Source organism: Mycolicibacterium sp. MU0053, from assembly GCF_963378095.1.
GTDB lineage: Bacteria > Actinomycetota > Actinomycetes > Mycobacteriales > Mycobacteriaceae > Mycobacterium > Mycobacterium burgundiense.
This window is the reverse complement of sequence record NZ_OY726397.1, coordinates 2,810,582-2,832,868: the sequence shown is the minus strand read 5'-3', so window position 1 is coordinate 2,832,868 and position 22,287 is coordinate 2,810,582. Positions and strand designations below refer to the sequence as shown.

The following is a 22,287-nucleotide window of genomic DNA, read 5'->3' as shown; positions in this document are numbered from 1 at the left end:
CGCACTGAGGAGCTTCGGGTGACCCAAACCGGCCTTTCCCCGCTGGCCTGGTTGGCCGGCGTCGAGCGCGACCGCCGGGCCGCCGGGCTGCGCCGGGTGTTGCGCACCCGTCCGCCGGTGGGCGCCGAACTGGACCTGGCTTCCAACGACTACCTCGGGCTGTCGCAGCATCCGGCGGTGCTCGACGCCGGTGTCGAGGCGCTGCGGACCTGGGGTGCGGGCGCCGGTGGATCCCGGCTCGTCACCGGTAACACCGAACTGCATGAGGAGTTCGAGCGCGCGTTGGCGGCCTTCGTCGGCGCCGAATCGGCGCTGGTGTTCTCCTCGGGCTACGCGGCCAATCTCGGCGCGGTGGTCGCGCTGTCGGGCCCCGACTCGCTGCTGGTCTCCGACGCCCTGACGCACGCCTCGCTGGTCGATGCGTGCCGACTGTCGCGGGCCCGCGTGGTGGTCACCCCGCACCGCGACGTGGCCGCGGTGGAGGCGGCACTGTCGGGCCGCACCGAGCAGCGAGCGGTCGTGGTGACCGAGTCGGTGTTTTCCACCGATGGTGCGCTGGCACCGCTGCGGGAACTCCACGACGTGTGTCGCCGACACGGCGCGCTGCTGTTGGTGGATGAGGCGCACGGGCTCGGGGTCCGCGGCGCCGGCGGGCAGGGGCTGCTGCACGAACTCGGCCTCGCGGACGCGCCCGACATCGTGGCGACCACGACGTTGTCCAAGGCGCTGGGCAGTCAGGGCGGGGTGGTGCTGGGTCCCGCGGCGGTCCGCGCTCATCTGATCGACGCCGCCCGACCCTTCATCTTCGACACCGGGCTGGCCCCGGCCGCCGTCGGGGCCGCGCTGGCGGCGCTGCAGGTGCTGATCGCCGAGCCGCGGCGCGCGCAGGCCGTGGTGGCCCACGCGGGCGAACTGGCGCGGATCTGTGGCAGCTCCGAGCGGCCCGAGTCGGCGGTGGTGTCGGTGATCCTCGGCGACCCCGAGGTGGCGGTCGCCGCCGCGGCCGCCTGTCTGGATCGCGGGGTACGGGTGGGTTGCTTCCGGCCGCCGACGGTGCCCGCCGGGACCTCGAGGTTGCGGCTGACCGCACGCGCCTCGCTGACCGAGGATGAGATGGCGTTGGCGCGCCGGGTCTTGACCGAAGCGCTACGCACCGCCCGCGCATGACCGTTCTGGTGGTCACCGGGACCGACACCGGTGTCGGGAAGACGGTGACGACGGCGGCGCTGGCCGGTGCGGCCCGGCTGGCCGGCCTCGATGTCGCGGTGTGCAAACCCGTGCAGACCGGAACGATCGACGGCGACGACGACCTGGGCGAGGTGCGCCGGCTGTCGGGTGTGCAACGTCTGCATGGCGGGTGGCGGTATCCGGAACCGCTGGCGCCGGCGGCGGCGGCACGGCGGGCCGGGTTGGCGCTGCCCACCCGCGCCGAACTGCTGGCCGCGGTGCGCGCCGCGGATGCCCCGGGCCGGCTCACCCTCGTCGAGGGGGCGGGCGGCCTGCTGGTGCGCCTCGGCGCCGACGACGTCACGGTGCGCGATATCGCCGCTGAGTTGTCGGCGGCCGTGTTGGTGGTGGTCGCACCGGGTCTCGGCACCCTGAACCACACCGCGCTGACGCTGGAATCGCTTTCTGGTCAAGGGATTCCGTGTGCGGGCCTGGTGATCGGGGCCTGGCCGGCGCAGCCGGATGCCGCCGCGGAGGGCAACCGGGCGGAGCTGGCGGCGCTGGCCCCGGTGCGCGGCGTGCTGCCGGCCGGCGCCGCGACGCGCGACGCCACCGAGTTCGCGAAGATGGCCGAATCGGTCTTCGACCGGCACTGGCTCTCGGGCCTGATCTGAGCGCCTGATGGTCCACTCCATCGAGTTGCTGTTCGACGAACCCACCGACGCGCAGCTGCGTCGATGCTGGCGACAGTTGGCCGACGCGGGGTTGCCGAGTCAGTCCCGCGTGCAGTCCGCGACCAACCGCCCACATGTGACCTTGCTGGCCGCCGAGCACATCGATACCGCGGCCGATGCGGCGGTGGCGCAATTGTTGGACCGGTTGCCGCTGGACGGTGTGGTGGGCGCGCCCCTGCTGTTCGGACGGCGCAGCTACGTGCTGGCGCGGTTGATCGTGGCGTCGCCGGACCTGTTGGCGCTACACGCGGATGTCCACGACGTCTGCGCCCCGCATCTGCGTCCGGGTCCGGCACCGCACAGCGCGCCCGGCCACTGGACGCCGCACGTCACGCTCGGGCGCCGGTTCAGTGCCGAGGAGGCGGGCCGGGCGCTGACCGCGGTGCCGGAGTTGGGCCGCGACCTGACCGGCCGCCTGGTGGCGCTGCGGCACTGGGACGGCGACCAACGCGTCGAGCACCTGCTCGGCGGCGTTTGAACCGGCGCGCCCGGGTCAGGAGGTCTGGGCGCGGGCCTGCACCGACAGACCGTCGATGAGCAGGGCGAGCCCGAATTCGAAGGCCGCACCCGGATCGGTGGCCGGGTCCAGCACCGACTGTTCGGCCGGCAGCACGGCGCCCGCGGCGTCCCACTGCAACCGCGACTGCTCGTCGCCGGTGAACCCGAGCACGTAATGGACGACGGTCCGCGCCGTCAGGGCCGCGCGGACCGGATCCGCGCCAGATTCCCCGGCCGCCGCGCGGAGCCGGGCCAGGATCTCCAGCACCGCCGTCGATTGCCCCGCGGCGAAGCTGGCCGAGACCAGTTCGGCGCCGTCGGTGTGCGACAGCAGCGCCTCGCGCAACGCACTGGCGAGCTGCCGGATCGCGGTCGGCCAGTCCCGCTCGGTGGCATCCCGCACCGCCGGCTGCAGGATCCGGTCGGCGACCGCCCCGAGCAGTTCCTGTTTGTTGGCGAAATGCCAGTACAGGGCGCCGGCGCTGACGTCGAGTTCGCGGGCCAGGCGACGCATCGTCAGATCGGCGATCCCGTAGTTGTCGAGGATCGCCGCTGCTGTTTCCACCACGTCGGGTTTGTGGAGTTGCACGCCGTTACCCTAACCTGAACACCGTTCAAGTCGATGATCGCGGAGGAATGCTGGTGACGCAGGCGGCGGTAGATGTTCTGGGTGTGGCCCGGGACCAGGTGCTCGATCGTGGTGAGGGCTTGAGCCAGGACCAGGTCCTGCAGGTGTTGCAACTTCCCGACGACCACCTCGAAGATTTGTTGGCGCTGGCCCACGAGGTGCGGATGAAATGGTGCGGGCCCGAGGTCGAGGTCGAGGGCATCATCAGCCTGAAGACCGGCGGCTGCCCCGAGGATTGCCACTTCTGTTCGCAGTCAGGGCTTTTCGCCTCTCCGGTGCGCAGCGCGTGGCTCGACATCCCGAGCCTCGTCGAGGCCGCCAAGCAGACCGCGAAATCCGGTGCGACGGAGTTCTGCATTGTCGCGGCGGTGCGCGGACCGGATGAGCGGCTGCTGGCACAGGTCGCCGCCGGTATCGAGGCGATCCGCAACGAGGTCGACATTCAAATCGCCTGCTCGCTGGGCATGCTGACCCAGGAGCAGGTGGACCGGCTCGCCGAAATGGGCGTGCACCGTTACAACCACAACCTGGAGACCGCCCGGTCGTTCTTCCCGAACGTGGTGACCACGCACACCTGGGAGGAGCGGTGGGGCACCCTGGGGATGGTGCGCGAGGCGGGCATGGAGGTGTGCTGCGGCGGCATCCTCGGCATGGGCGAAACCCTGGAACAACGTGCCGAGTTCGCCGCCAACCTGGCCGAGCTCGATCCGCATGAGGTTCCGCTGAACTTCCTGAACCCGCGTCCCGGCACCCCGTTCGGTGAGCTGGACGTGCTGCCTGCCGCCGACGCGCTGCGGGCCGTCGCGGCGTTCCGGCTGGCGTTGCCGCGGACCATGCTCCGCTTCGCCGGTGGCCGCGAGATCACCCTCGGCGACCTGGGCGCGAAGCAGGGCATCCTGGGCGGCATCAACGCGGTCATCGTCGGCAACTACCTGACCACGCTGGGCCGACCGGCCGAGTCCGATCTGGAGTTGCTCGACGATCTGCAGATGCCGATCAAGGCTCTGAACGCGACCCTGTAGAAACAGGTGATGGTCGCAGATCTCCCGGCGTCGCCCGCTCCGGTCAGCGCGGGCGCGTTCAACGTCTACACGGGAGTGGCAACCGATGCGGTTGCCGCTGCGGTGATTCCCACCGCCGCCCAGCTCGGGTTGGAACCGCCACGATTCTGCGCGGCGTGCGGCCGCCGGATGATCGTGCAGGTGCGCCCCGACGGCTGGTGGGCCAAGTGTTCCCGCCACGGTGTCGTCGACTCCGAGGACCTGGAGACCCGCCGATGACCGGCGCCGTCCCGCCGCCGGCCATCTCGCGGGGACGCGCCGCGCTGATCCTCGCGCTGGGTCTGACGCTGTGCGGTGCCGCGGTGGGGGCGCTGTGGGCGTGGCTGGCGCCGCCGGCGCACGGCGTCATCGCCTTGACCAAGAGCGGTGAGCGGGTGCGGGCCTACCTGGGCACCGAGGCCGATCACTTCTTCGTCGCGGCGTTCCTGATGCTCGGCATGCTGTGCGTGCTGGCGGTCATCGGTTCGACCGCGGCCTGGCAGTGGCGCGCGCACCGGGGCCCGCTGATGCTCACCGCCCTGTGCGTAGGCGTCGGCGCCGCGGCGGCCGCCGCCGCGGCCCTCGGGACGGTGCTGGTCAACGCGCGCTACGACGCGATCGATCTGGACGGGGCGCCGGTGTCCCCGGAGCATCGGGTGCACTACGTCGCCGAGGCGCCCGCGGCGTTCTTCGGGACCACGCCACTGCAGATCGCCACCACCCTGCTGGTCCCGGTCGCCACGGCCGCGCTGGTGTACGCGGTGTGCGCGGTGGCGGCGGCGCGCGACGACCTCGGCGGCTACCCGCCGGTCGAGGGACTGGTCCTGGGCACGCCGGTGGGCACGGCGTCGGTCACAACGGACGGCGGTTGAGCACCCGCCCGGAAACCACCCGGGCCGCCACCTTGCCGAGACGCCACATGCCTTGGTACGTCATCGGATTGAGCAACGTGGGCCACTTCGTGCGGACGTAGTTCTCCGACAGTGGGCGACCCTCGAACCGGTCGATGAGCCAGCGCAACGTCATGGGCGCCGACATCGGATGCAGCAGCATGTGTTCGCTGAACAGGTCGCGGTGATAGGTGACGTGCGCGCCGCCGGTGCTGTACGCGTCGATGAGCTCATCGATGTCGTCGACGGACACTATCCGGTCGTGCACGGCCTGCACGACCAGCACCGGCGGGGTGGGCGCGGTGCCGCCCAGCTTGATGTCGGCGAAGACGTGTTGCACCTCGGGGCTGTCGAGGATCTGCTCGAGCGGGCAGTCGACGAGCTTGTCCATGTCCATGCGCACCAGGCTCAGCACGGCGTGCATGGTGGTCAGCTTTTCGATGCGTTTGAGCATCGCCTTGCCTTCCGGGGTGGCGTGCTCGTCGATGAGCCGGTGCAGGTCGGGATAGATGTGGGTCAACGCGGCCACCACTGTGGCCGGCAGGCCCGAGTAGAAGGTGCCGTTGAGCCGGCGGAAGGTGCTGCCCAGATCGCCGACCGGGGAACCGAGCACCGCGCCGACGACATTGAGTTCGGGGGCGTAGTCGGCGCAGACCTCGGCGGCCCAGGCGGTGGCCAGACCGCCGCCGGAATAACCCCACAGGCCCACCGGGGCGGCGGGGGAAAGGTCGAGGCGGGGCGCCGACACCGCGGCGCGCACGCCGTCGAGAATGTGGTAGCCGGGCTCATTCGGGGCGCCCCACATCCCGCGGCTGCCTTCGTGGTCGGGGACCGAGACGGCCCAGCCCTCGGCGACCGCGGCGGCGATCAGCAGGAATTCCAGCTGGGCGAGCGATCCGACGGCGTGGGCGCCGCGCCGCAACGCATAGGACGGGAAGCAGCGATCGGTGACCGCGTCGATCGCGCATTGGTAGGACAGCACCGGGGTCGGCGTGTGGGGTGCGCGCTCCGCGGGGACGATCACCGTGGTGGCCGCCGCCTCGGGGGCACCGTTGCGGTCGGAGGTCCGATAGAGCAGTTGGGTCGCGACGATGCGCTGCGGGATCAACCCGAGGAACGCCAGTTGAACGTCGCGGCTGCGCAGCACCGTGCCCGGTTGGGCGTGTTCGAATCCGGCAGGCGGCAGGTAGAACGGGTCCAGGGAGGGCCGCAGCGGACTGGCGTGTGACGCCGATTCCTCGTGCGGCGGCGCACCGATCCATTCGGCGGCACTGCTGTCCACGGCGGCGTTGCCAAGCTCCATGGGACTCCCTTCGCACCGCATGGAGCGGCACCGACCTATGAGTGTCTCTTACAGATCCCTTAAAAATCAACTCTGTCAGGTCGGTGGGCGCAGGGCCGCGAATTCGTCGGTGACCCGTAACTGCGAGTCGGTGAACCGGTACACCGCGGCGGGGCGCCCGCCGCTGCGCCCGGATTGAGCCGTGGTGCCGGTGGGGGTGATCACCTTGCGCCGGACCAACACGCGCTGCAGGTTGGTCGCGTCGACCTGGTAACCGAGGGCGGCACCATAGATGTCCCGCAGCGTTGACAGCACGAATTCCGTTGGGGCCAAGGCAAAGCCGATATTCGTGTAAGACAGCTTCGCGATCAGCCGGGCGTGCGCGTGGGTGATCATCGGGCCGTGGTCGAACGCCATCGGCGGCAGCATGTCCACCGGGTGCCAGCGGGTGTCCGGCGGCAATTCAGGGGTCGCGGGGGAGGGCACCAGGCCCAGGAAGGTGGAGGCGATGGTGCGGTAGCCGGGCACGCGGTCGGGTTCGGAGAACACCGCCAGTTGCTCGAGGTGGGCGATCTCCTTGAGGTCGACCTTCTCGGCGAGTTGACGCCGAACTGAACTCGTCATGTCCTCGTCGTGTCGCAGTCCGCCGCCGGGCAGCGACCACGCGCCGCGCTCCGGTGCCAGGGCCCGTTCCCACAGCAGCACGCTGAGCTGCGGGTTTCGGCTGCCCAGGCCCCGAACTTGGAACACAACCGCAAGCACTTCATGCGCAGTGCTAAAATTTCCCATGTTTTCGATTGTAAGTCGAAAACCTCGACGCCGAAAGGAGCGGTCATGACCCTTACCGACCGCGACATGGACACTTCGTTGGTGGACCAGATAGTCGACAGCCCCGAGGGCTACTCGGGCGTGGTGGGCGACGCGAACTGGGCCGCGCAGATCCGCCGACTGGCAGAACTGCGTGGCGCGACGCTGCTGGCACACAACTATCAGCTGCCCGAGATCCAGGATGTGGCCGACCACGTCGGTGACTCGTTGGCGCTGTCCCGGATCGCCGCCGCGGCGCCCGAGGACACCATCGTGTTCGCCGGCGTGCACTTCATGGCCGAGACCGCCAAGATCCTGGCCCCCGACAAGACCGTGCTGATCCCGGATCAGCGTGCGGGTTGCTCGCTGGCGGACTCGATCACCGCCGAGGATCTGCGGGCCTGGAAGGACGAGCACCCCGACGCGGTGGTGGTCTCCTACGTCAACACCACGGCCGCGGTCAAGGCGCTGACCGACATCTGCTGCACCTCGTCGAACGCGGTCGAGGTGGTCCAATCCATCGATCCCGACCGCGAGGTGCTGTTCTGCCCGGATCAGTTCCTCGGTGCCCACGTGCGCCGGCTGACCGGCCGCAAGAACCTGCATATCTGGGCCGGCGAGTGCCACGTGCACGCCGGCATCAACGGTGATGAACTGGCCGATCAGGCTCGCAGCCACCCCGATGCCGAGCTGTTCGTGCATCCGGAGTGCGGCTGCGCGACGTCGGCGCTGTACCTGGCGGGCGAGGGCGCCTTCCCCGAGGATCGGGTGAAGATCCTGTCCACCGGCGGCATGCTCGACGCCGCCCGCGAATCCAGCGCCCGGCAGGTGCTGGTGGCCACCGAAGTCGGGATGCTGCATCAACTCCGCCGCGCGGCACCGGACATCGATTTCCAGGCGGTCAACGACCGGGCCTCCTGCAAGTACATGAAGATGATCACCCCGGCTGCGATGCTGCGGTGCCTGACCGACGGCGCCGACGAGGTGCACGTCGATCCCGAGACGGCGCGCCTGGCCCGGGCCAGCGTCCGCCGGATGATCGAGATCGGCCAGCCCGGCGGCGGCGAATGACCGGACCGGCTTGCGGCGGCTCCGGTCCGCGTGCCGGTTGGTGGCAGCAACGCACCGACGTCGTGGTGATCGGCACCGGTGTGGCCGGCCTGACGGCCGCGTTGGCCGCCCACCGCGCCGGCCGCAAGGTCACCGTCCTGAGTAAGGCGGCGCCGCGAGCGGACACCACCGCGACCTTCTACGCCCAGGGCGGCATCGCCGTGGCCCTGCCCGGCGCCGCCGATTCGGTGCCGGCACACATCGCCGACACGCTCGCCGCCGGCGGCGGACTGTGCGATGCGGACGCCGTCGCCTCGATCGTCGCCGACGGTCATCGCGCCGTGGCTGCATTGGTCGGCGACGGAGCGCGATTCGACGAATCCGAGCCCGGCCACTGGGCGTTGACCCGGGAGGGCGGACACACCCGTCGCCGCATCATCCACGCCGGCGGCGACGCCACCGGCGCCGAGGTCCAACGCGCACTCGACAGCGCCGCGCAACTGCTCGACATCCGCTACCAGCACATCGCCCTCGAGGTGCTGGTCGACGACGGCGCGGTCGCCGGCGTGCACGTGCTGAGCCCGGACGGGCCCGGCATCTTGCACGCCGCCGCGGTGATCCTCGCCACCGGGGGACTCGGCCACCTCTACGCCGCCACCACCAACCCGTCCGGGGCCACCGGAGACGGCATCGCGCTGGCGTTACGGGCCGGAGCCGCGATCAGCGACATCGAGTTCATCCAGTTCCACCCGACCATGCTGTTCGACGGCCGGACCGGCGGCCGACGTCCGCTGATCACCGAGGCCATCCGCGGCGAGGGTGCGATTCTCATTGACGCCCAAGGGGATTCGGTGATGGATGGAATCCACCCGATGCGGGATCTGGCGCCCCGCGACGTGGTGGCTGCCGCGATCGACGCCCGCCTGCGGGAGACCGGTTCGCCGTGCGTATACCTCGACGCGCGACGGATCGCCGGATTCGCGGCGCGGTTCCCGACCGTGACGGCCTCCTGCCACGCGGCGGGGATCGACCCCACCCGGCAGCCGATCCCGGTGGTGCCGGGTGCGCACTACAGCTGCGGTGGCGTTGTCACCGACGTGACGGGCCGGACCGGCGTGCCGGGGCTCTATGCCGCCGGCGAGGTCGCCAGAACCGGCATGCACGGCGCCAACCGGCTGGCCTCCAACAGCCTGCTCGAGGGCCTCGTGGTCGGCGGTCGAGCGGGCCGCGCCGCCGCCGAGCACGTGGCATCCGTCGCGCCGCCGATGGCCGGCGCGCCGGCCCGAGTCGAGCACGACATCGTCGAGCGCACCGACCTGCAGCACGCCATGTCTCGGGACGCGTCGGTGGTCCGCGACGGCGACGGGCTGCATCGGCTCACCGAGGCGCTCTCGGCCGCGCAACCCCGACCCGTCAACACCCGCAACCGGTTCGAGGATGCGGCGCTGACCCTGACCGCGCGCGCGGTGGCCGCCGCGGCCGCCGAGCGCACCGAAAGCCGCGGTTGCCACCACCGCGGCGATCATCCGTTGACCGACGGCGCACGGGGCCGCAGCACGGCAGTGCGACTGCTCGACGGGCACTTGGTCGTCGACGCTCCGGTGGTGGCCTGATGACCGGCCGCGGATTGAGCCCCGCTGAGCTGACCGAGGCCCGCGCAGTCATCGCGCGCGGTCTCGACGAGGACCTGCGTTACGGGCCGGACATCACCACCGTGGCGACGGTGCCCGCCGACGCCCGCACCACCGCGGCGATGGTCACCCGCGCCGACGGGGTGATCGCGGGGCTCGATGTCGCGCTGCTGGTGCTCGACGAGGTGCTCGGAGCCGACGGCTACCGGGTGCTGGGCCGCGCCGATGACGGCGACCGGCTGCGAGCCGGCGATGCGCTGCTGACCCTGGAGGCCGACACCCGCGGCCTGTTGACCGCCGAACGAACCATGCTCAACCTGATCTGCCACCTGTCGGGTATCGCCTCGGCCACCGCGCAGTGGGTCGCGGCGGTCGAGGGCACCGGCGCCCGCATCCGGGACACCCGCAAGACGCTGCCCGGGCTACGCGCGCTGCAGAAGTACGCGGTGCGCGTCGGCGGCGGAGTCAACCACCGGATGGGGCTCGGGGACGCCGCGCTGATCAAGGACAACCACGTGGCTGCAGCGGGGTCCGTGGTGGCCGCGTTGCGCGCGGTCCGCGCCGCCGCACCCGAGCTGCCCTGCGAGGTCGAGGTGGACTCGCTGGAGCAGCTCGACGCGGTGTTGGGCGAGGACGTGCAGCTGATATTGCTGGACAACTTCGCGGTGTGGGAAACCCAGATCGCGGTGCAACGTCGCGACGCCAAGGCGCCGGATGTCCAGTTGGAGTCCTCCGGCGGACTGTCCCTGGACCAGGCCGCGGCCTATGCCGGCACCGGGGTCGACTACCTGGCCGTCGGCGCGCTGACCCATTCGGTGCGGGTGCTCGACATCGGATTGGATTTCTAGAACGCTGCACTGCTGGTCGGCGGGTGAAAGCCGACTGATATCCGCTCTGGGCTCCGCGGATTTTATTCAACTGGACTGATCAGGGACAATTGCAGGGATGGCCAACTTCGAGATGTCCCGTATCGATCTGCGCAACCGCACCCTGTCGGCTGCGCAACTGCGGTCCGCGCTGCCCCGCGGCGGCGTCGACGTCGACGCGGTGCTGCCCAAGGTGCGGCCGATCGTCGATGCCGTGGCCGCACGGGGCGCCGAGGCCGCCCTCGAATACGGCGACGCGTTCGACGGCGTCCGGCCCGCCGCCGTGCGGGTGCCCGCAGCCGCCCTCGAACAGGCCCTGCGGACCCTCGATCCAGCGGTCCGCGCGGCCCTGGAAGTGGCCATCGAGCGGGCCCGCGCCGTCCACGCGGATCAGCGTCGCACCAGCACCACCACGGCATTGGCGCCCGGGGCCACCGTGACCGAGCGCTGGGTCCCGGTGGAGCGGGTGGGACTCTACGTGCCCGGCGGAAACGCGGTCTATCCGTCGAGCGTCGTGATGAACGTGGTCCCGGCGCAGACCGCCGGCGTGGACTCGCTGGTGATCGCCAGTCCGCCGCAGGCCTCCGGGCCCGGGGCCTTCCACGGCCTGCCGCACCCGACCATCCTGGCTGCCGCGGCCCTGCTCGGCGTCGACGAGGTCTGGGCCGTCGGCGGCGCGCAGGCCGTCGCGCTGCTGGCCTACGGCGGCACCGACACGAATGGCGCCGAACTGACGTCGGTGGACATGATCACCGGCCCGGGCAACATCTACGTCACTGCCGCCAAACGTATCTGCCGATCCCTGGTGGGCATCGACGCCGAGGCCGGCCCCACCGAGATCGCCATCCTCGCCGATCACACCGCCGATCCCGGGCATGTCGCCGCCGACCTGATCAGTCAGGCCGAGCACGACGAGATGGCCGCCAGCGTCCTGGTCACCTGCAGCCCGGAGTTGGCGGCCGCCACCGATCGCGAACTGGGCGCACAGCTGGCCACCACCGTCCACCGCGAGCGGGTCTCGACCGCGCTGAGCGGCCGCCAGTCGGCGACCGTGCTGGTCGACGACCTCGAGCAGGGCATCCGAGTGGTGAACGCCTACGCCGCTGAGCATCTGGAGATCCAGACGGTCGATGCGGCCGAGGTCGCGAACCGGATCCGGTCCGCCGGTGCGATCTTCGTGGGACCCTGGTCGCCGGTGAGCCTGGGTGACTACTGCGCGGGGTCCAACCACGTGTTGCCCACCGCGGGCTGCGCCCGGCACTCCAGCGGGCTGTCGGTGCAGACCTTCCTCAAGGGCATTCACGTGGTGGACTACACCGAGGCCGCGCTCAAAGACGTCGCCGGCCATGTCATCACGCTGGCTCAGGCCGAGAATCTGCCCGCCCATGGTGAGGCGGTCCGAAGGAGGTTCGAGCGATGACGCCTGGCGATTCGGTTCGACTGACCGAACTCCCGTTGCGCGAGAACCTACGCGGCAAATCCCCGTACGGTGCACCGCAATTGGAAGTTCCGGTCCGGTTGAACACCAACGAGAATCCGCACCCGCCCACCAGGGCGCTGATCGACGACGTTGCGGAATCCGTCCGTGCCGCGGCCGCTGAGTTGCACCGTTATCCGGATCGCGATGCGGTGGCCTTGCGGACTGACCTGGCGGCCTATCTCACCGCGGCGACCGGGGTCGAGCTGAGTGTGCGGAACCTCTGGGCAGCCAACGGCTCCAACGAGATATTGCAGCAGCTGCTGCAGGCATTCGGCGGACCGGGCCGTACGGCCCTCGGATTCGTGCCGTCGTATTCGATGCACCCGATCATCTCCGACGGCACCCAGACCGAATGGTTGCAGGCCACGCGCGCCGGGGACTTCAGTCTGGACACCGATCAAGCGGTCGCGGCCATCGAGGCGCGTCGACCAGACGTGGTGTTCGTGGCGAGCCCGAACAACCCGTCGGGGCAGAGCGTTCCGGCCGCGGACTTGCGCCGGCTTCTGGCTGCGCTGTCCGCGCAGCCCGGCGGCCTGCTGATCCTCGACGAGGCCTACGGCGAGTTCTCCTCCCAACCGAGCGCGGTCGAGTTGATCGCCGAGTTCCCGACGAAGCTGGTGGTCACGCGCACCATGAGCAAGGCGTTCGCCTTCGCCGGTGGCCGGCTCGGCTACCTGATCGCCGCGCCGGCACTCATCGAGGCCATGCTGCTGGTCCGGCTGCCGTATCATCTGTCGGTGCTCACGCAGGTCGCGGCCCGTGCGGCCCTGCGGCACTCCGACGACACCCTGGGCAGTGTCGCGACCCTGATCGCCGAGCGCGACCGGGTCTCACAGGCATTGCGGGACATGGGTTTTCATGTGATCGACAGCGATGCCAACTTTGTGCTCTTCGGCGAGTTCGCCGACGCGCCGGCCACCTGGCAACGCTATCTGGACGCAGGTGTGCTGATCCGGGATGTGGGCATCCCCGGCTACCTGCGGACCACCACGGGACTGGCCGCCGAAAACGAGGCCTTCCTCGAGGCGAGCGCCCACCTGGCCGCCACCGAACTAGTTCAGCACAGCCGAGTAGGAGCACCGTGAGTCGCTACGCGAAGATCGAACGCAAGACCAGGGAGTCCGACATCGTCGTCGAGATCAACCTCGACGGCACCGGCCAGGTGCAGATCGAGACCGGTGTCCCGTTCTTCGACCACATGCTCACCGCGCTGGGCAGCCACGCCAGCTTCGATCTGACGGTGCGCGCCGAGGGTGATGTCGACATCGAGGCGCACCACACGGTCGAGGACACCGCCATCGTGCTGGGCACCGCGCTCGGTCAGGCCCTGGGCGACAAGAAGGGCATCCGCCGCTTCGGCGACGCGTTCATCCCGATGGACGAGACGCTCGCACACGCCGCGGTCGACGTGTCGGGCCGGCCGTACTTCGTGCACACCGGGGAACCCGAATACATGGTCGACTTCACCATCGCGGGTTCGTCGACGCCGTATCACACCGTGATCAACCGACACGTCTTCGAAACGCTGGCGTTCAACGCGCGGATCGCCCTGCACGTCCGCACCCTCTACGGCCGCGATCCGCACCACATCACCGAAGCGCAGTACAAGGCCGTCGCCCGTGCCCTGCGTCAAGCCGTCGAGCCAGACCCGCGGGTGACCGGCGTGCCGTCCACGAAAGGCACCCTGTGACACCGAAGTCCGTGGTGGTGCTCGACTACGGATCCGGCAACTTGCGCTCAGCGCAGCGGGCGTTGGAGCGAACCGGTGCGAACGTCACGGTGACCGCCGATGCCGATGCCGCGGCCAACGCCGACGGTCTGGTGGTGCCCGGCGTGGGTGCCTTCGAAGCGTGCATGGCCGGGCTGCGATCGATCGACGGCGAACGCATCATCGCCGACCGGGTGTCGGCCGGGCGCCCCGTGCTCGGGGTGTGCGTCGGCATGCAGATTCTGTTCGCCCGCGGGGTGGAGTTCGGGGTGGAGTCCCGCGGTTGCGGCCAGTGGCCCGGCGCGGTGACCCGACTGGACGCCCCGGTGGTCCCGCACATGGGCTGGAACGTCGTCGAGGCGGCGCCGTCCAGCGGGCTGTTCAAAGGACTCGGAGCCGACGCACGGTTTTATTTCGTGCATTCCTACGCAGCACAACGCTGGGAAGGTAACCCCGAGACGTTGCTGACCTGGTCGACACATCACGTGCCGTTCCTGGCAGCCGTCGAGGACGGCCCGTTGGCCGCCACGCAATTTCATCCGGAGAAGAGCGGCGACGCTGGTGCGGAACTGCTCGCGAATTGGGTTGAGGGACTGTGACTTCAAAACCGCCATTGATTCTGTTGCCTGCCGTCGACGTGGTCGACGGCAAGGCCGTGCGCCTGGTGCAGGGCAAGGCCGGCAGCGAGACCGACTACGGGTCGGCGCTCGAAGCCGCCGAGACCTGGCAGCGCGACGGCGCGGAATGGATCCACCTGGTCGACCTCGACGCCGCCTTCGGCCGCGGCTCCAACCGCGAACTGCTCGCCGAGCTGGTGGGCAAGCTCGACGTCGCCGTCGAATTGTCCGGCGGCATCCGCGATGACGAATCGCTGACCGCCGCACTGGCCACCGGTTGCGCGCGGGTCAATCTCGGCACCGCGGCGCTGGAGAATCCGACCTGGTGCGCCGCAGCGATCGCCGAGCACGGTGACCGGGTGGCGGTCGGCCTGGACGTACAGATCATCAACGGTGATCACCGCCTGCGTGGCCGCGGCTGGGAGACCGACGGCGGCGACCTGTGGGAGGTGCTGGAACGGCTTGATTCCGAAGGCTGTTCGCGCTTCGTAGTCACCGACGTCACCAAGGACGGCATGCTGACCGGACCGAACCTCGAGTTGCTCACCGAGGTCGCCAGGCGAACCGATGCGCCGATCATCGCCTCCGGTGGGGTGTCGAGCCTGGATGACCTGCGGGCCATCGCGACCCTGACCGACCGCGGTGTCGAGGGAGCCATCGTGGGCAAGGCGCTCTATGCCGAGCGCTTCACCTTGCCGCAGGCGCTGGCCGCGGTCAGCGGTTGATCTGCTGATGCCTGTCGCAGAACTCGATCCGGCCAAGCTGTCCGAGTGGTTGTCCATCGCCGCCGACGTCCTCGACGGCGCGTCCGCGCAGTTCATCGCCGGACACCGGGCCGAGAGTGCGGTGGCCAAGAAGGGTGACGACTTCGCCACCGAGGTGGATCTGGCGATCGAACGACGTGTGGTCGCCGAGTTGCAGCGGCTGACCGGAATCGGGGTGCACGGCGAGGAGTTCGGGGGCGAGCCGCTGGATTCGGAGCTGGTGTGGGTGCTCGACCCCATCGACGGCACGTTCAACTACGCGGCGGGGTCACCGATGGCCGCGATGCTGCTGGGGCTGCTCTGGCGGGGCGAGCCCGTGCTGGGGTTGACGTGGCTGCCCTTCGTCGGGCAGCGGTTCACCAGCCTGGTCGGTACCCCGGTGCGCTGCAACGGGGAACAGTTGGAGCCCCTGCAACCCTCAGCCCTGGCGGAATCCATCGTGGGAGTCGGCACCTTCAACATCGACTCCCGCGGCTACTTCCCCGGCCGGTACCGGTCCGCGGTACTGGAGAATCTGAGCCGGGTGTGCTCACGGATGCGGATGCACGGCGCCACCGGGATCGACCTGGCCTACGTCGCGGCCGGAATCCTGGGCGGGGCAATCAGTTTCGGACACCACGTGTGGGATCACGCGGCCGGTGTGGCACTCGTTCGGGCCGCCGGCGGGATCGTCACCGACCTCGAGGGCCAGCCGTGGACCCCTGCTTCACGGTCCGCGCTCGCGGGCGCTCCGGGCGTGCACGAACAGATGCTCGCACTCGTGCGGGCGGCCGGAAGTCGGAAGGACTACCGATGAGTGCCGTTACGACACGGTCGGGACTGGCGACGCGGGTGATCCCGTGCCTCGATGTCGACGCGGGCCGGGTGGTCAAGGGCGTCAACTTCGAGAACCTCCGGGACGCAGGCGATCCGGTGGAACTGGCGGCACGCTACGACGCCGAGGGCGCCGACGAACTGACGTTCCTCGACGTCACCGCATCCTCGTCCGGGCGCGCCACCATGCTCGAGGTGGTCCGTCGCACCGCCGAGCAGGTCTTCATCCCGTTGACCGTCGGGGGCGGAGTGCGCTCGGTGGAGGATGTCGACGTGTTGCTACGCGCGGGCGCCGACAAGGTGTCGGTGAACACCGCGGCGATCGGACGTCCGGAACTAGTCGCGGAGATGGCCCGGCAGTTCGGGTCCCAGTGCATCGTGCTGTCGGTCGATGCGCGCACCGTGCCCGCCGGTGGCCACGCCACCAGTTCGGGCTGGGAGGTCACCACCCATGGCGGGCGCCAGGGGACCGGCCTCGACGCGGTCGAGTGGGCCGCGCGCGGCGCCGAACTGGGGGTGGGGGAGATCCTGCTCAACTCGATGGACGCCGACGGCACCAAGGCCGGCTTCGACCTCCCCATGCTGCGCGCGGTGCGCGCCGCGGTGGGGGTGCCGGTGATCGCCAGCGGCGGCGCGGGTGCGGTCGAGCATTTCGCACCGGCGGTGGCGGCCGGGGCCGATGCGGTGCTGGCCGCCAGCGTGTTCCACTTCCGGGAACTGACCATCCGCGAGGTTAAGGAAGCCATGGCCGCAGCGGGGATCTGCGTGCGATGACACTGGACCAGAAGATCGCGGCCCGCCTGAAGCGCAATGCCGAGGGCCTGTTCACCGCTGTGGTTCAGGAACGCAGCAGCGGCGACGTGCTGATGGTGGCGTGGATGGACGACGACGCGCTGGCTCGCACCCTGGAAACCCGTGAGGCCACCTACTATTCGCGTTCACGCGGCGAGCAGTGGATCAAGGGCGCCACTTCCGGGCACACCCAGCACGTGCACTCGGTGCGGCTGGACTGCGACGGGGATGCCGTGCTGCTCGTGGTCGATCAGGTCGGCGGGGCCTGTCATACCGGCGACCACAGCTGCTTCGACGCCGACGTACTGCTGCCGGAGGAGAGTTAGCGAATCTGCTCGCCCCAACGGGTTTCGCTGCGCAGCAGGGACTTCAGCACCTTACCCGCGGGGTTGCGCGGTAGCTGCTCGTCGCGGACGGCGACATACTGCGGGGCCTTGTAGTCGGCGATTCGAGCCGCCACGAAATCGTGGATATCCTTCGCCTCGACAGTGCTCCCGGGGCGAGGAACCACCACCGCGCCGACCTTCTCACCCATCATCTCGTCGGGTACACCCACTACCGCGGCGTCGAACACCGCCGGGTGCTGGATCAGCACGTTCTCCACTTCGACGCAGTACACGTTCTCGCCACCCCGGTTGATCATGTCCTTGACCCGATCCACGACCTGGACGAACCCGTCGTCGTCGATCCGGGCCAGGTCACCGGTGTGCAACCAGCCGTCGACAAAGGATTCGGCGGTTTTGTCGGGCTTGTTCCAGTATCCGGCGACGATGTTCTGGCCGCGGATCAGCAGCTCGCCGACTCCGGTGTCGGGGTCGACGTCGGCCAGATCCACCTCCACCGGGGGAGCGGCGAATCCCACGGTCTCCGGGCGGGTTTCGGTGTACGCATCGGGCAGACAGGTCGCGATCGACGAGGTCTCGGTCAGGCCGAATCCGTTGGCCAGCAGTGCGTTGGGAAACGCTGCCCGCAGCCGCGCGATCATCTCCGGTGAGGTTGGTGCCCCGCCGTAAGTGACCCAGCCGACCCCGCCGAGATCGAATTCGGCGAAGTTGGGCTGGGCCATTGCCAGCCAGAACAGGGCAGGGGCCGCGGTGAGGATCGTGATGCTTTCCTCGACGGCCGCACGCAGAAACGCCTGCGGTTCATAGGCGGGCATGATCACCGCGGTCCCGCCGAGCTGCAGGGTGGACAGCAGTTGGCTGTTGCACCCGGTGGCATGGAACAGCGGGACGGCGATCAGATTGCGGATCGGCATGTCCGCGGGAAGCGACAGCACTCGACGGGCGGTTTCGCAGTTGGACAGGAAGTTCTCATGAGTGACCATGGCCCCCTTGGGGAATCCGGTCGTGCCGCTGGTGTACATCAGCGCCGCCAGCGTGTCGTGCCCGACGTCGGCGGCGACAAACGGCGCACCGTCGGGCAGGGGGCCGGCGGGGCCGAGTACCGTCGTCGCGCCGGAGTCATCGAGGACGTAGTCGACTTCGGTTTCGGCGAAGCGGGTGTTCACCGGAACCGCCACCGCACCGCTCATCAGGGCGCCCCAGAAACTCAGGCACCACTGCAGACCGTTGCCATAGCGAATCGCCACCCGATCCCCGGGCCGCACTCCACCGGCGCGTAGGCCGCCGGCGACCCGAGCGGCGCGAGTCCAGGTCTCCTGGTAGCTCAGCCGTTCAACGTCGAGTACGGCTATGCATTCGCGGTCGGGGTGGCGGCGCACTGACGCGTGGAACATCTCCAGCAGCGAGGGGGCCAGTGTGGTGTAGCGGAGCACTCCGTCGGCGCCACGGGCCACGCCCGCCATGTCGAACGGCATGATCCGCGGCGTGCGGCCCGCTTTGGTGATCACCATCAGCCCCCGATCAGGCCGACGATCCCGCCCGCAGCGCGTCGAGGGCCTTGTCGGCATGGGTGTCCATGCTGAACTCGCTGGCGATCACCTCGAGCACGCGCCGATCGGTGCCGATGACGAAGGTGGTGCGTTTGACCGGCATGAGTTTGCCGAGCAACCCTCGCTTGACGCCGAAGGCCGCTGCCACGGTGCCGTCGGCGTCCGAGAGCAGCGGATAGTCGAAGTTCTCCTTGCCGGCGAACTGGGCCTGCTTGTCCACGCTGTCGGTACTGATCCCGACGCGCTGCGCCCCGACCGCGGCGAATTCGGCCGCGAGATCCCGGAAGTGGCAGGCCTCCTTGGTGCACCCCGGGGTCATCGCCGCCGGGTAGAAGAACAACACCACCGGGCCGTCGGTGAGCAACTCGCTGAGCCGACGCTCGGTGCCGGTCTGGTCGGGGAGTACGAAGTCGTCGACGACATCACCGCGTTTCATGTGGGCCACGGTACGCCGGGGGACCCGCGATCGTCTGGGACAATGGCGTCCGTGCCCGCCGACCTCAACATCGCACTGACCACCACCCGGGACGATTTCCGCGTGCTGGCGGCCGAACACCGCGTTGTTCCGGTCACTCGAAAGGTGCTCGCCGACAGCGAGACGCCGCTGTCGGCGTACCGGAAACTCGCGGCGAACCGGCCCGGAACCTTTCTGCTGGAGTCCGCCGAGAACGGGCGCTCGTGGTCGCGATGGTCGTTCATCGGTGCCGGGGCGCCCTCGGCGTTGACGGTGCGCGACGGCGAGGCGGTGTGGCTGGGGTCCCCACCACGGGACGCGCCCAGCGGCGGGGACCCGCTGCAGGTGCTGCAGGCCACCCTGGATGTGCTGCGCACTGCGGCGATGCCGGGCCTGCCGCCGCTCTCGGGTGGCATGGTCGGCTACTTCGCCTATGACCTGGTCCGGCGGCTGGAACGACTGCCCGAAATCGCCGTCGACGACCTGCATCTGCCCGATCTGGTGATGATGTTGGCCACCGACATCGCCGCGGTCGACCACCACGAGGGCACCATCACGCTGATCGCCAACGCCGTCAACTGGAACGGCACCGACGAACGCGTGGATGAGGCCTACGACGACGCCCTGGCGCGTCTCGACGTGATGACCGCGGCCCTCGGACAGCCGCTGTCCTCGGCGGTCGCGGCGTTCAGCCGCCCCCAGCCCGAGCACCGGTCCCAACGCACGGTGCAGGAGTACAGCGCCATCGTCGACAAGCTCGTCGGCGACATCGAGGCCGGTGAGGCCTTCCAAGTGGTGCCGTCGCAACGGTTCGAAATGGACACCGCGGTCGACCCGATCGACGTCTACCGGATGCTGCGAGTGTCGAACCCGAGCCCCTACATGTATCTGATGCACGTCCCGGATGAGACCGGCGGCACGGCCTTTTCGATCGTGGGCTCGAGTCCGGAAGCATTGGTCACCGTGCAGGAGGGCTGGGCGACCACCCACCCCATCGCGGGGACCCGCTGGCGCGGGGCCACCGAGGAGGAGGACCAGCTGCTGGAGAAGGACCTGCTGGCCGACGAGAAGGAGCGGGCCGAGCACTTGATGCTCGTCGATCTGGGCCGCAACGACCTGGGCCGGGTGTGTGTCCCCGGCACCGTGCGGGTCGAGGACTACAGCCACATCGAGCGCTACAGCCACGTCATGCACCTGGTGTCCACCGTCACCGGTTTGCTCGCCGACGACCACACCGCGCTCGACGCCGTGACCGCATGCTTTCCGGCCGGCACCCTGTCCGGGGCGCCGAAGGTGCGGGCGATGGAGCTCATCGAGGAGGTCGAGTTGACCCGTCGCGGCCTCTACGGCGGTGTCGTGGGCTATCTGGATTTCGCGGGGAACGCCGACTTCGCCATCGCCATCCGCACCGCGCTGATGCGGGCCGGAACCGCCTACGTCCAGTCGGGCGGCGGGGTGGTCGCGGACTCCAACGGCCCCTACGAATTCAACGAGGCGGCAAACAAGGCCAAGGCGGTGCTCAGCGCAATCGCCGCGGCCGAGACCCTGACAGTGCCGGGCAGTCATGGCTAACGACGCACGCCGCGGGCCGGCCCCGATGCGGATCGCGCAGCTGCTGCTGATCCTCGGCGCACTGTGCCTGTGGGTGGCGAGCCGGTTGACGTGGGTGCAGCTGGAGAGCTTCGACGGCCTGGGGCCGCCGAAGACCATCGCGCTGTCCGGTTCGACGTGGTCGACGGCATTGCTGCCGGTTGCGCTGCTGCTGGCCGCGGCGGTGGTGGCGACGCTCGCGGTGCGGGGTTGGGCGCTGCGCGCGCTGGCGCTGCTGCTGGCGGCGGTCAGCGCCGCGATCGCCTACCTGGCGATCAGCCAGTGGGTGGTGCCGGATGTGTCGGCGCGGGCTGCCGACCTCGCGGAGGTGTCGCTGACCACCTTGGTCGGTAGCGAGCGGGAGTATCTGGGCGCGGGGACGGCGCTGGCCGCGGCCGTGGCGACGCTGGCCGCGGCGGCGCTGCTGATGCGGGCGGCGTCCCGGGCGGCCTCGACGGCGCCGCGGTATGCCACACCGGCGGCGCGGCGTGCGGCGGTGCGGGAGCAGAGTGCGACCGCTGCCGAGGGGGCTTCACTAGGGCAAACATCCGAGCCGATGTCGGAACGGACGATCTGGGACGCCCTGGACGAGGGGCGTGACCCGACCGAACCGGATTCGGGCCCGTCGCCGGAGGGTCGGTGAAACTCAATGGCTGGCGAGCGGCTACCCTTTTTGGAACGCGACGGAACGGTAGGAACCGTTTCTGACGAGCGTTTGGTCACGTGTAGGAAGGAACGACTGGCATGAGTGCGCCGACCGTCCTCGACTCCATCATCGAAGGGGTTCGAGCTGATGTAGCCGCTCGAGAGGCCGTCGTCAGCTTGGAGCAGATCAAGGCCGCGGCCAACGCGGCGCCCCCGCCTCTGGATGTGCTGGCCGCCCTGCGTGCGCCCGGCATCGGGGTGATCGCGGAGGTGAAGCGCGCCAGCCCGTCGCGCGGCGAGTTGGCCAACATTCCTGATCCGGCCGACCTGGCTCGGGCCTACGAGAGTGGCGGCGCGCGGATCATCAGCGTGCTCACCGAGGAGCGCCGCTTCCAGGGATCGCTGGCCGATCTGGATTCGGTACGCGCCGCGGTGTCCATCCCGGTCCTGCGCAAGGACTTCGTGGTTCGGCCGTACCAGATTCATGAGGCTCGGGCCCATGGTGCGGACATGCTGCTGCTCATCGTCGCCGCGCTCGAACAACCGGCGCTGGAGTCGATGCTCGAGCGCACCGAGTCGCTGGGCATGACCGCGCTGGTGGAAGTGCACACCGAGGAAGAGGCCGACCGGGCGCTGCAGGCCGGCGCGACCGTCATCGGCGTCAACGCCCGCGACCTCAAGACCCTCAACGTGGACCGTGACTGCTTTGCCCGGATTGCGCCGGGACTGCCCAGCAATGTCATCAAGGTGGCCGAGTCGGGGGTGCGTGACACCGCCGACCTGTTGGCCTACGCCGGTGCCGGTGCCGACGCCGTCCTCGTGGGCGAGGGCCTGGTCACCAGCGGCGACCCGCGCAGCGCCGTCGCCGACCTGGTGACCGCCGGAACCCACCCGTCCTGTCCGAAGCCGGCCCGCTAGTTCGCGATGCACCCGGTGT

25 protein-coding genes are annotated in these 22,287 nt (G+C 69.8%); 20 read left to right on the top strand and 5 right to left on the bottom strand.

What is annotated here, in order from left to right:
• Positions 1–18: 18 nt before the first annotated feature.
• Genes RCP80_RS13185 through RCP80_RS13175 form a run of 3 tightly spaced genes read left to right on the top strand, consistent with a single transcriptional unit; the run spans position 19 to position 2,379 of the window.
• On the top strand, positions 19–1,167 hold the full coding sequence (locus RCP80_RS13185; protein WP_308478091.1) for an 8-amino-7-oxononanoate synthase: 1,149 nt from the start codon (positions 19–21) through the stop codon (positions 1,165–1,167).
• Entirely contained in the window at positions 1,164–1,841 is a 678-nt protein-coding gene (gene bioD, locus RCP80_RS13180) for a dethiobiotin synthase (protein ID WP_308478090.1), read from the top strand. Before RCP80_RS13185 ends, bioD begins: the two co-directional genes overlap by 4 nt.
• Positions 1,842–1,848: 7 nt before the next feature.
• On the top strand, positions 1,849–2,379 hold the full coding sequence (locus tag RCP80_RS13175; RefSeq protein ID WP_308478089.1) for a 2'-5' RNA ligase family protein: 531 nt from the start codon (positions 1,849–1,851) through the stop codon (positions 2,377–2,379).
• Positions 2,380–2,394: 15 nt separating this feature from the next.
• Here the strand turns inward: RCP80_RS13175 and RCP80_RS13170 are convergent, their stop codons facing one another.
• On the bottom strand, positions 2,395–2,988 hold the full coding sequence (locus RCP80_RS13170) for a TetR family transcriptional regulator (protein ID WP_308478088.1): 594 nt from the start codon (positions 2,986–2,988) through the stop codon (positions 2,395–2,397).
• Between the two features lie 53 nt (positions 2,989–3,041).
• Between RCP80_RS13170 and bioB the strand changes: the two genes are divergently transcribed.
• From bioB to RCP80_RS13155, 3 genes are read left to right on the top strand one after another with little or no spacing between them, the layout of a single operon-like run.
• Positions 3,042–4,049, top strand: coding sequence for a biotin synthase BioB (gene bioB / locus RCP80_RS13165; protein WP_308478087.1), 1,008 nt, complete (start codon positions 3,042–3,044; stop codon positions 4,047–4,049).
• A 9-nt stretch (positions 4,050–4,058) separates the two neighbouring features.
• Positions 4,059–4,307, top strand: coding sequence for a biotin synthase auxiliary protein BsaP (gene bsaP, locus RCP80_RS13160; protein WP_308478086.1), 249 nt, complete (start codon positions 4,059–4,061; stop codon positions 4,305–4,307).
• Complete coding sequence (locus RCP80_RS13155) at positions 4,304–4,939, top strand: DUF2567 domain-containing protein (RefSeq protein WP_308478085.1); 636 nt, start codon at positions 4,304–4,306, stop codon at positions 4,937–4,939. The genes bsaP and RCP80_RS13155 overlap by 4 nt, the downstream gene beginning before the upstream one ends.
• Here RCP80_RS13155 and RCP80_RS13150 read toward each other — a convergent pair.
• Both RCP80_RS13150 and RCP80_RS13145 read right to left on the bottom strand, forming a co-directional pair.
• Entirely contained in the window at positions 4,920–6,260 is a 1,341-nt protein-coding gene (locus tag RCP80_RS13150) for a lipase family protein (RefSeq protein ID WP_308478084.1), read from the bottom strand. The genes RCP80_RS13155 and RCP80_RS13150 overlap by 20 nt on opposite strands.
• Positions 6,261–6,335: 75 nt before the next feature.
• On the bottom strand, positions 6,336–7,028 hold the full coding sequence (locus RCP80_RS13145) for an NUDIX hydrolase (RefSeq protein WP_308478083.1): 693 nt from the start codon (positions 7,026–7,028) through the stop codon (positions 6,336–6,338).
• 45 nt (positions 7,029–7,073) lie between these two features.
• On the opposite strand from RCP80_RS13145, the gene nadA reads away from it, so the two are divergent.
• From nadA to hisI, 11 genes are all read left to right on the top strand, one after another.
• A complete protein-coding gene (gene nadA, locus RCP80_RS13140; RefSeq protein ID WP_308478082.1) occupies positions 7,074–8,117 on the top strand; it encodes a quinolinate synthase NadA in 1,044 nt (347 codons plus the stop codon).
• Positions 8,114–9,709, top strand: a complete 1,596-nt coding sequence (locus RCP80_RS13135) for an L-aspartate oxidase (protein ID WP_308478081.1) — start codon at positions 8,114–8,116, stop codon at positions 9,707–9,709. The genes nadA and RCP80_RS13135 overlap by 4 nt, the downstream gene beginning before the upstream one ends.
• On the top strand, positions 9,709–10,575 hold the full coding sequence (gene nadC / locus RCP80_RS13130; protein WP_308478080.1) for a carboxylating nicotinate-nucleotide diphosphorylase: 867 nt from the start codon (positions 9,709–9,711) through the stop codon (positions 10,573–10,575). The genes RCP80_RS13135 and nadC overlap by 1 nt, the downstream gene beginning before the upstream one ends.
• A gap of 97 nt (positions 10,576–10,672) precedes the next feature.
• The gene (gene hisD, locus RCP80_RS13125; protein WP_308478079.1) at positions 10,673–12,013 is read left to right on the top strand and encodes a histidinol dehydrogenase; all 1,341 of its coding nucleotides are present in this window, start codon (positions 10,673–10,675) and stop codon (positions 12,011–12,013) included.
• Positions 12,010–13,158, top strand: a complete 1,149-nt coding sequence (locus tag RCP80_RS13120) for a histidinol-phosphate transaminase (protein ID WP_308478078.1) — start codon at positions 12,010–12,012, stop codon at positions 13,156–13,158. Before hisD ends, RCP80_RS13120 begins: the two co-directional genes overlap by 4 nt.
• Positions 13,155–13,763, top strand: a complete 609-nt coding sequence (hisB, locus tag RCP80_RS13115; RefSeq protein WP_308478077.1) for an imidazoleglycerol-phosphate dehydratase HisB — start codon at positions 13,155–13,157, stop codon at positions 13,761–13,763. Before RCP80_RS13120 ends, hisB begins: the two co-directional genes overlap by 4 nt.
• Positions 13,760–14,380 (top strand): imidazole glycerol phosphate synthase subunit HisH, encoded by a 621-nt coding sequence (gene hisH, locus RCP80_RS13110; RefSeq protein ID WP_308478076.1) that lies wholly within the window; start codon positions 13,760–13,762, stop codon positions 14,378–14,380. The genes hisB and hisH overlap by 4 nt, the downstream gene beginning before the upstream one ends.
• Positions 14,377–15,123 carry a bifunctional 1-(5-phosphoribosyl)-5-((5-phosphoribosylamino)methylideneamino)imidazole-4-carboxamide isomerase/phosphoribosylanthranilate isomerase PriA gene (gene priA, locus RCP80_RS13105; RefSeq protein WP_308478075.1) on the top strand — a complete coding sequence of 249 codons (747 nt, stop codon included), beginning with the start codon at positions 14,377–14,379 and terminating at the stop codon, positions 15,121–15,123. Before hisH ends, priA begins: the two co-directional genes overlap by 4 nt.
• Positions 15,124–15,130: 7 nt before the next feature.
• Positions 15,131–15,958 (top strand): inositol monophosphatase family protein, encoded by an 828-nt coding sequence (locus RCP80_RS13100; protein WP_373693340.1) that lies wholly within the window; start codon positions 15,131–15,133, stop codon positions 15,956–15,958.
• Positions 15,955–16,749: an imidazole glycerol phosphate synthase subunit HisF gene (gene hisF / locus RCP80_RS13095; RefSeq protein WP_308478073.1), complete on the top strand. Its 795-nt coding sequence runs from the start codon at positions 15,955–15,957 to the stop codon at positions 16,747–16,749. The genes RCP80_RS13100 and hisF overlap by 4 nt, the downstream gene beginning before the upstream one ends.
• Positions 16,746–17,093: a phosphoribosyl-AMP cyclohydrolase gene (gene hisI, locus RCP80_RS13090; protein ID WP_308478072.1), complete on the top strand. Its 348-nt coding sequence runs from the start codon at positions 16,746–16,748 to the stop codon at positions 17,091–17,093. The genes hisF and hisI overlap by 4 nt, the downstream gene beginning before the upstream one ends.
• Here the strand turns inward: hisI and RCP80_RS13085 are convergent.
• Both RCP80_RS13085 and RCP80_RS13080 read right to left on the bottom strand, forming a co-directional pair.
• On the bottom strand, positions 17,090–18,622 hold the full coding sequence (locus RCP80_RS13085; RefSeq protein WP_308478071.1) for a class I adenylate-forming enzyme family protein: 1,533 nt from the start codon (positions 18,620–18,622) through the stop codon (positions 17,090–17,092). The genes hisI and RCP80_RS13085 overlap by 4 nt on opposite strands.
• Positions 18,623–18,632: 10 nt before the next feature.
• On the bottom strand, positions 18,633–19,097 hold the full coding sequence (locus tag RCP80_RS13080; protein WP_308478070.1) for a peroxiredoxin: 465 nt from the start codon (positions 19,095–19,097) through the stop codon (positions 18,633–18,635).
• Between the two features lie 42 nt (positions 19,098–19,139).
• Between RCP80_RS13080 and RCP80_RS13075 the strand changes: the two genes are divergently transcribed.
• From RCP80_RS13075 to trpC, 3 genes are all read left to right on the top strand, one after another.
• A complete protein-coding gene (locus RCP80_RS13075; protein ID WP_308478069.1) occupies positions 19,140–20,687 on the top strand; it encodes an anthranilate synthase component I in 1,548 nt (515 codons plus the stop codon).
• Positions 20,680–21,348 (top strand): TIGR02234 family membrane protein, encoded by a 669-nt coding sequence (locus RCP80_RS13070; RefSeq protein ID WP_308478068.1) that lies wholly within the window; start codon positions 20,680–20,682, stop codon positions 21,346–21,348. Before RCP80_RS13075 ends, RCP80_RS13070 begins: the two co-directional genes overlap by 8 nt.
• Positions 21,349–21,449: 101 nt before the next feature.
• The gene (gene trpC, locus RCP80_RS13065; protein WP_308478067.1) at positions 21,450–22,268 is read left to right on the top strand and encodes an indole-3-glycerol phosphate synthase TrpC; all 819 of its coding nucleotides are present in this window, start codon (positions 21,450–21,452) and stop codon (positions 22,266–22,268) included.
• Positions 22,269–22,287: the final 19 nt, after the last annotated feature.